Annotated in this window: 7 protein-coding genes and 1 pseudogene; all 8 read left to right on the top strand. The window is 56.3% G+C overall.

Annotation, left to right across the window (positions count from 1 at the left end; translation table 11 throughout):
* Positions 1-241 precede the first annotated feature (241 nt).
* Positions 242-1,135, top strand: a complete 894-nt coding sequence (locus WA354_RS24075) for a site-specific integrase (protein ID WP_472815569.1) — start codon at positions 242-244, stop codon at positions 1,133-1,135.
* Positions 1,132-2,317: pseudogene (locus WA354_RS24080) on the top strand (IS91 family transposase). The gene WA354_RS24075 and the pseudogene WA354_RS24080 overlap by 4 nt, the downstream one beginning before the upstream one ends.
* Before the next feature lie 628 nt (positions 2,318-2,945).
* The gene (locus WA354_RS24085) at positions 2,946-4,262 is read left to right on the top strand and encodes an AsmA family protein (RefSeq protein ID WP_472815570.1); all 1,317 of its coding nucleotides are present in this window, start codon (positions 2,946-2,948) and stop codon (positions 4,260-4,262) included.
* A gap of 516 nt (positions 4,263-4,778) precedes the next feature.
* Positions 4,779-5,375, top strand: a complete 597-nt coding sequence (locus WA354_RS24090; RefSeq protein WP_472815571.1) for a hypothetical protein — start codon at positions 4,779-4,781, stop codon at positions 5,373-5,375.
* Between the two features lie 11 nt (positions 5,376-5,386).
* Positions 5,387-6,019 (top strand): hypothetical protein, encoded by a 633-nt coding sequence (locus WA354_RS24095; protein WP_472815572.1) that lies wholly within the window; start codon positions 5,387-5,389, stop codon positions 6,017-6,019.
* A complete protein-coding gene (locus tag WA354_RS24100; RefSeq protein ID WP_472815573.1) occupies positions 6,012-7,397 on the top strand; it encodes a Dyp-type peroxidase in 1,386 nt (461 codons plus the stop codon). The genes WA354_RS24095 and WA354_RS24100 overlap by 8 nt, the downstream gene beginning before the upstream one ends.
* A gap of 316 nt (positions 7,398-7,713) precedes the next feature.
* On the top strand, positions 7,714-8,028 hold the full coding sequence (locus WA354_RS24105) for an antibiotic biosynthesis monooxygenase family protein (RefSeq protein WP_472815574.1): 315 nt from the start codon (positions 7,714-7,716) through the stop codon (positions 8,026-8,028).
* A gap of 403 nt (positions 8,029-8,431) precedes the next feature.
* Complete coding sequence (locus tag WA354_RS24110; protein ID WP_472815575.1) at positions 8,432-8,674, top strand: ATP-binding protein; 243 nt, start codon at positions 8,432-8,434, stop codon at positions 8,672-8,674.
* Positions 8,675-8,745 lie beyond the last annotated feature (71 nt).

The following is an 8,745-nucleotide window of genomic DNA, read 5'->3' on the forward strand; positions in this document are numbered from 1 at the left end:
ATCCGGTTTTTGTCCATCGACTCGCGCATTTGCTCCACGCTTCCTTCAGACCCCGCCTCGCGACAGTAGCCCTTGCGTCATTGCTAACCCTTACCTCCATCAGGTCGGGTAGAGGACTTTCACCTCCAAGCTATTGAACATGCCCGGCGCACAACTAAGTCGCTGGCGCGACGGACGCTGCGGCGTGGGCTTTCCCCACACATTGTTGGCTGTGTAAGCCTCGGGTCACAGGAGGTTTACCGTGACCCATCTTCGGCAGTTGATGCTGGACGAACTCCAGCGTCGCAACTATTCCCCAAGTACGACTCGCTGCTACATCCACGCGGTGGAGGATTTTTCGAAGTACTTCCACCGCTCGCCAGAGCGCCTTGGTCCGAGTCATATTCGTGAGTACCAGGTGCATCTGTTTCGTGATCGGAAGTTGTCGCCTGGCACGATCCAGAGCCGATGTGCGGCTCTGCGGTTTCTCTTCGTCAAGACCCTTCGGCGTCCCTACCTTCACGATGAGATTCCTTTTCCCAAGCGCCCCAGGAAGCTGCCGACTGTACTCAGTCCGGAAGAGGTTGCTCGTCTGATCGATTCGGCTCAGAACCTGATGCATCGCGCGATGCTGATGACGCTGTATGCAACCGGGCTGCGAAGAGCCGAGTTGTGTCATTTGAAGGTCACCGACATCGACAGTGAACGTATGGTCATTCATGTCCACCAGGGCAAGGGCAGCCGCGATCGCGATGTTCTGTTAACGCCCAAGCTTCTGGACACTCTGCGAGAGTATTGGCGCTGGATGAAGCCCAAGACCTACCTGTTCCCAGGCATGGTGAACAACTGGCGGGCTGACGTGCCGATCACGGAAAAGATCGTTTGGGCGGCTATGGCAGAGGCAGCCAAGCAGGCTGGTATCAAGAAGCATGTATCTCCCCATACGCTGAGACACAGCTTCGCTACACATATGCTTGAAGCGGGCGCCGATCTGCGTACCATCCAGGTGCTTCTTGGGCACTCCAAGCTTGAACACTCGACCGTCTATCTGCACCTGTCGCGACGCCATCTGCAAGCGACTCCCAGTCCGCTCGAAGCTATCGAAGTGTCACGTCCCGACGAGGCAAAACGCTCCCGGAGACGGATGAAGCGATGAGCCGGCCCACCCTCGAGGTGGCCGAGGTCATCCGCAGAACGGGCAACAGTTTCTGGCAACAGCAGCAGTCGCATCTTGCATGGCCCCATCGCAAGGTGCTCGATGCCATCTCCCGGTGCCGCACAGCGGCACTGGGCGGTCATCGCGATCTGTGCGTCAGTTGCGGTCATCAGGCCATCTCGTTCAACTCATGCCGCAACCGGCACTGCCCCAAGTGCCAAGGGAACGCGCGCGCAAAATGGCTAACGGCGCGTTCTTCTGAACTGTTGCCCGTTCCATATTTCCAAGTTGTCTTCACACTGCCGCATGAACTTTCCGCTCTGGTCCTACAGAACAAGCGGTTGCTTTACGATCTGCTCTATCGCGCCAGCGCCGCGACGATGCTCGAACTAGCTCGCGATCCGAAACACCTGGGAGCGGATATCGGATTCCTCGGCGTTCTTCATACCTGGGGTCAGAACCTTGAGCATCATCCTCATGTTCACTACATCGTTCCCGCCGGCGGCCTGGCTCTTGACGGCTCCAGATGGATCGATTCCTCAAGGCGATTCTTCCTACCTGTTCATGCGCTGAGTCGACTCTTCCGAGGCAAGTTCGTCGCGGGGCTCAACCAGCTCTTCGCGCAGGGTAAGTTTCAGTTTCATGGCTCACAACAACATCTGACCACTTCAGGAGCCTTCCCAAGTTTCCTCCGGCACCTGTATCGGCAGGACTGGGTTGTCTACGCCAAGCCACCGTTCGGCGGCGCCGAACATGTGCTCAACTACCTGGCCCGCTACACCCATTCGCGTGGCCATCTCCAACCATCGACTCGTGGCCTTTGAAAACGATCGCGTCTCCTTCCGCTGGCGAGACTATGCCCACGGCGGCAAGAAGAAGGTCATGACCGTTTCCGCTCATGAGTTCTTGCGCCGCTTCCTGCTTCATGTTCTGCCTGGCGGACTCGTTCGCATCCGCCACTTCGGACTCTTCGCCAACCGCAGGAGAAGTGTTGCGCTCGAACGCTGCCGCTCCTTACTTGGCTTGGCGGAGCCTGCCAACCCGCCGGAGCCACACAGCTTGCGATGCCCAACCTGCTCCGGCATCATGCAGGTTGTAGAGCGGCTCACTTACGGCCAGCTCTATTTCCGGAAGTGCCTGACCCCGTCCAAGCCAAGGAGGTCCGTCGATGACACTTCATGACAAACTCTCCGCGCCTGGGGTCGTTTTCTACTTCCACGCTATCGTGTTCGCCCACGTAAAAGCCGGCGTGCGCTCTGGCTCGGCTAAAAACCTCTCGAAGCTCCCATGCGACCGCCGATCTGTGCCATTAGTTTCGCCCAAACCAGAGTTCTCCCCGCACGACTCGTCTCAGCTCCACGCACCAATGACCACACAAGTCATCAGGCGCCGATTCAATTCCCATAGGTAGATCACCGCGTCCGTCACGCCAGCGACTTACTTCAAACGCCCCTATCGAAACTGTCCCGGCAGAAGATTCTGCGCCAGGACATCTACGCCGTGCCGGGACAGTCCCGATAGGAACCTAGCGTTTATGGGGACCTATTCAGTCGCCGGGGCGGAAACCAAGGTCGATGAGTGCCTCGGCCTGAAATTAACATTTAGAATTTGGGAGTAAGGCAGTCCGCTCGACTCGAGCCAACCTTATAAACCATTCGCCATCTCATGTTGTAAGGCCTACATATGCGTGTTCCGCCAGCGATCGAATTGCCCCCTGAAGCACGGCTTGAATTGGAAAAGCTGTCCCCGCTGCGCGCTCATCCCAATCGGATGAGGAGAGCAGCGGCGGATCGGCCGACGTGTGAATAGGATGGCGAAGGGCGTGAAGATCGGGCTGACGATCGTCGCTTGCGCGATCCTTGGGCTGTGCGCGGCAGCTTGGTATACCGTACGCAATCCGGACCGGTATGTCCCTGAAGCCGTCGCCTACCTGCAAAAGAAAACTGGATTGCAGATTGAAATCCAGCATGTGTCCGTTCGGCTGCTGCCACTGTCGGTGCGTCTCTATGGCGTTGCCGTAAAGAACCCGAAGCCCTTTCCGCCAGGATACTTTCTGCAGGCGCCGGAGGTGGATGCGGCGATTCCCTGGATGTCACTGATTCACGGTAAGGTCGCCATTCGCTCGCTGGTGGTGGAAAAGCCCGTCATCCATCTGATCTCCGATCCCGACGGCCTCTGGAATTTTCAGGATCCCTCCAGTGCGAATACGCAGCCCGTGAGGTTCTCGATGGGAACCATCTCCAGTCTCCAGATCAACAATGGAACGTTATACGGCTCCGGGCTGATCGATCCCTCGGACGCGCCCGGCCCGCTTGTTTTCACTGCCGAAAACTTCTCTGGAGGAGTGCAACAACTCAATGGAAATGCCTCGAAAAATGCTTCTACCAGGATCAGCATTGTCGGTAGCCTGACCGTGGGGACGGTCATTTTTGGACGCATCCAACTTCGGGAGATTCATTCGCAAGTCCAAATCGAACCCGCGCAGTTCACGTTTAAGAACTTTGCGGCCAAAACGTATCGCGGCAAAGCCGCCGGAGATTTCAGCTTCGACTTCTCCGGCATTCAGACGCGCTTCGACACCGACCTGCGGGTGAGCGGGGTCGGCATCAACTACCTGCTGGCGGAATTTGAAGCCGGCCAGCCGAAAATCACCGGCATGATGGAAGCGGACATGAAGCTCAACGGAATCATCGAGCACTCAGCCAATCCCCTGTCGGGAATCCATGGGACGGGCCACTTCAACATCCGAAAAGGCGAAATCACCGCCCTGAACGGGAACAAGAGCATGGCGCAGATGGCACGCTTCCGCGATCCCGGCACGAACTTTCTGCCAACGGCCGCGTTTTCTTCCTTCCGTGGAGACCTGGACTTGAATCGGCAGCAGATCTTCAGCCGGCAGATCAACGTCGATTTCTATGGGATTGACGTGGATGGCTCGGGAACCGTTGACGAACTGAACAGCCGGCTCGACTATAAAGGCAACGCCACAATCCAGACCAAGCAGGGCTTTTTCGTCAGCACGTTTGCCCGGCTGTTCAAAGGCGCCGACTCGCAGCACGGAAGGCTGGTCTTCCCTCTTCGGATCACGGGGACGTTGAACAATCCGAAGTGTGCGGTGGTGGATTGAATCCGCTCCCAACAGAAAACCAGGTGTAGGTTCGATGAGCGTAGGACTCCCGCCTCGGTCTGGTGGCTAAACAGGGCTGAATGAGTGCTAAATCCGCCCATCCGCTCATCGACAGCGGATCGGGAACGATAAGTCGGCATGGCGCCTGGAATCCGCCGAGCTCTGCTGGCGAATCAGTAGCAGTCGCCATAGCCGTTTGAATGAAACCTCTGGTCCTCGCGGTTAGTTTAGGAATTGTGCGCGACCAGATAACGATTCGCCCCCTCGAGGTCTGATTGGTGGCGGCGTTTCTCCGCTTCTGAGAAGGATATTTGTCGCTTTCTAAGAGGTCGAACGGCACCTTATAAGAATCGCGAGAATGGGCAGAAGCAGGAGATCATGATGTTTTGTGTCCATGCACCGTGGTTTGTGACATAATCTGCTGGCTCACTTCTCGACGGCTTTAGCTGAGTCGGTAAGAGAAAAGAGAGTACTCGAAGCCCAATCGGCCCATCTCTTCCCGAGCAAAGAGGTCCAATGAGCAACATTAACGGCAAGGTCTACGCAATGAACGCCATCACTCCCATGAAGCCATGGAAGACCTGGATTCTCCGCGGTTTCTTCTTTTTGCTCGGACATATAAAACCTTTACAGAAAGACCTGATCGACTTGTCCTTTATCGAATTCGCGCGATGGGTAGTTTTGCCGCGCAAAGGATTTCCATTCCTCGGCAACGGCCAAGTGAAGGAAGACCTCAAATACGATTACCTGCTGTTCTTCAGCAACTTCAATGGGACATGGAACCAATACATTGACGCCTTCTCCGCGGTTCTGAGCAAGGGCTTGAATCTTGTCTGGCGCTGGAGCGAGAAGTTTCCCGGTTCGGTTCCCGTGACCTCCTTCAAGGAGTACATCGCCCGGGTCCAATTCGATACCGACTACTACTTCACAGCGTATCCCCATGCCACAGCGAATGACATCAAGTCAGCGCACATCGTGCAGTCGTCGCTGGATCAACTTGGCCTCGTGGCCGAGCAGTGCAGCCCGCAGCAGTTTGCCGATGCTTATCTACGCTTCGTGCTGCAAGTGCAGTCACACCTCGGCGAAACAGGCGAAGCTCCAATCGCTGGATAGAGAAGACATCCGTGCCTAACAAAAGCGGCAGCGTCTATGGACTTACAATCCTCTCGCCCATCATCGAGGATGAGAAGGCAACGCCCTCCCACGATCTGCGGATTCGTGACTACCTGGCAAAACTCTCAACCCGGGAAGACAGTCCATTCGCGCAAGCTCCCGGCACACATCTTGCCCGGCTGGTCGTAATGGACGACGTGATCTACGTTGGCATGCCGGCTTGTGAAGAGCACCTTCAATCGAAGTACCTTGTCTTTGAGTCGAACTGCGATGGCGACCTGGACGGCTATCTCCGCGGCCTTGTCGACACCATACCGGATCATCTCGACGCCATCTGGAAGCACTGTGTCGGCTACCCCGGAGCAGCCAACGGGCAGGCATTCATCGACTATATGAAGGCATGTCAACTCGATACCACGTTCTACTTCGCAGCCGTCAACGACAAGTCCGTCTTCGAGACGCTACGCGCGCTACAGACTCAGACCGCTGTTGCCGACTTCATCGCAACCCACCAGGGCGCGGATGCCGCCACGCTGCAACGGGAATTCCTTCAGTTCGTGGCGCTTCTCAAATCGCAGCCTCCTCCCCGACCGGGATCCATGGGGCCTCATCGCGATATCAAGACTGGCGGCCGAAATGAGTAAGCTCAACGAGACCGATATTCAGGGCTTTGTTCTGCGCGGCTACAACTTGCCGGTCGCCCGCTATTTCTTTCTTCACTTTGAAGACGCGAAGCGGGCGCGCGGCCTGATCGCTCGCCTGCTCAGCCATGTCACCACTGGCCAGCGCTGGGACGGGGCAAAGCCGCAGAGCACGGTGAACATCGCATTTACTCATCGCGGCCTTCAACATCTGGAACTGCCGGACGCTACGCTTCTGACTTTTCCGGTTGAGTTTCAGCAGGGAATGAAGCATCGCGCCGAAATCCTCGGAGACTCGGGAGTGAATTCCCCCGATCGATGGGACGAAGTCTGGCGCGGCGATCGCGTCCACGCGTGGCTCGGCATCAACGGCCTTGCGCTGGAGGCCTTGGACGCCCGCTCAGCGGCTATCATTACCGCGATCGAGGAGACCGGCGGAGTATCAGTGCTCGGCTCCCAGGAAGCCGCTGCCGAGGTCATCGACGGCAAGCCGACAACCAAAGAACATTTCGGCTTTACCGACGGCTTCGGCAATCCCGACTATCTCGGTGTCGAACGCAGTTCCCAGCCTGGACAAGGCAAGCTTTTACCCAATGGAAGGTGGGCGCCGCTGGCAACAGGAGAACTGCTGCTAGGATATGCCGACGAAGCAGGCGAATTGCCTGTCGCACCCGTGCCACACCTTCTCGCCAGCAATGGCACCTTCATGGTCTATCGCAAACTGCATCAGAATCTAGCAACGTTTCGCAACTTTCTCGAGCAACACGCAACGACCTATGCAGGGGGCAAAGAAAAACTCGCCGCCAAATTCGTCGGTCGATGGCGAGACGGAACACCGATCGAACTTTCCTCCGACAATCCCGATCTCACCATTGTCGAAGATCCCAATCGCAGCACCAACTTCACCTTCGGCGCAGATGCAGAGGGCACGCGGTGCCCAATGGGAGCGCACATCCGTCGCGTTCATCCGCGCGACGCCTTCGGCTTCAATGGCCGGCTCATCAACCGTCGCCGCATTACGCGCCGAGGACTACCGTACGGACGTTTCGCTCCCGAAGGCACACCCGTTTCCGATACAGAGGAGCGCGGCGTCATCTTCATGGCGTTGAATGCGAGCCTCTCACGCCAGTTTGAATTCGTGCAGCAGCAATGGATTCAATACGGCAACGACGCCCGTCTCGGTAATGACAAAGATCTCCTGCTGGGCAATCATGGAGGCCACGGGAGGTTTGTTGTGCAAGGGGATGCGAGCCTTACAAATCCTACGTTCGTCTGCAGCAATTTGCCGGACTTTGTAGAACTACGTGGTGGGGATTATTTCTTCCTGCCAAGTATCACTGCCTTGGGAATGATCGCAAGGGGCCTGGTCGACCCTCGTTAGATTCCTTGCAAATAGGCATGTGTCTCCGGTACGTGCTGCCGGATAAGTACTCAAAAGCGTGCAACTGGCCTTTGGCCAGACAGGATGCGAAGGAACGCGAGTCGCGCGATCATTGTAGATGCCGGTTGGGTGACAGCTACAGCCCGCGCATCGAAGCCATCAAGAACTGATTTGACAACTCCTATTCAAGGGACTACGTTCGCAGGTGAGGCATATAGAAACAGTCACCTCATTCAGGTCCCCTGAATATAAGTAAAGGCCATCTGAAGTCCGCCCCACTTATAAGCAATTAAACAACCTTTAGGAGGTTGAATATATGTACGCACGCAATTTAACTTTCCGCGTCAAAGCCAACATGCAGTCTGATTACTCCAACATTTTCGAAAACCAGATTCTTCCCTTGCTACGAAAGCAAAAGGGCTTCAAGGATGAGATCGCCATGTGCAACCCCGGCTCGCAGGATGCGGTTTCAATCAGTCTGTGGGAGCACAAGAGCAACGCCGACGACTACAACACCCGCGTATACCCCGAAGTGTTGAAGACACTCGGAAAAGTGATCGATGGAACGCCGCGTGTTCAGACATTTGAGACGGTCGTTTCGACCTTCCATCACGTCCCCGCAGCCGTGTAAGAGAGGCAAACATGTCGTTCTGGAGGGCGGCTCAGGCCGCCCTTCTGGACGATGGTTTCGCGTCACCCGCCAAAGCTGACCAAACGAAAGCCCAAAAAACAAGCCTAAATTCCAATCTGTCTAAAAGTGGACAGTAAGGGCCGTGGTCCACAGGCATGTTTAAGCTAACACCTTCTTTCTCAGGCAGTGCCCTCTCCGCCAGAAACACGTGAGCGATCAATCAAGGGCCACTCTCGCCGGATGACGGATTCTTCGACTAAGGAAGAGGCTCAGCTCGAATGCAACGAGCGCTTATGCTCCTCGGGTTGCTAAATCCCACCGACGGCACAATTTGGTTCGGGGCAGGAATCGTTCAGGTCATCGATCCGCATCATCTTGCTTCCAATAAACTCCCTCCGCCCAGATTGAGGTTGAAATTCGATATGACAATCAGCAGTTCCGGTTGCGCGTGCGGGATGATGGTGAAGGCATTGATCCAGCGGTTCTTTCGGGGCAAGGGCGTGAGGGGCACTTTGGCTTGCTCGCAATGCGCGAACGCGCCGATTCCATTGGAGACAGGCTGGTTGTGTGGAGCGAGCCAAAAGCAGGACCCGAAGTGGAGCTGCGCATTCCTGCCGACACTGCCTACGCGCGAGCTGCGAGCTGAACCCATTCGGTAAATCACTGAGACGAGGAGCCGTCAGATGATCACTCTGAGACTCGCTGCACATTGCTCCA

It is taken from the genome of Occallatibacter sp., assembly GCF_049802275.1.
Taxonomy (GTDB): domain Bacteria; phylum Acidobacteriota; class Terriglobia; order Terriglobales; family Acidobacteriaceae; genus Telmatobacter.

Bases quoted from the DNA above. Each gene is read 5' to 3' on its own strand.
- WA354_RS24105 (WP_472815574.1), top strand. From the start codon at position 7,714: ATGTACGCACGCAATTTAACTTTCCGCGTCAAAGCCAACATGCAGTCT.
- WA354_RS24090 (WP_472815571.1), top strand. From the start codon at position 4,779: ATGAGCAACATTAACGGCAAGGTCTACGCAATGAACGCCATCACTCCC.
- WA354_RS24085 (WP_472815570.1), top strand. From the start codon at position 2,946: ATGGCGAAGGGCGTGAAGATCGGGCTGACGATCGTCGCTTGCGCGATC.
- WA354_RS24100 (WP_472815573.1), top strand. From the start codon at position 6,012: ATGAGTAAGCTCAACGAGACCGATATTCAGGGCTTTGTTCTGCGCGGC.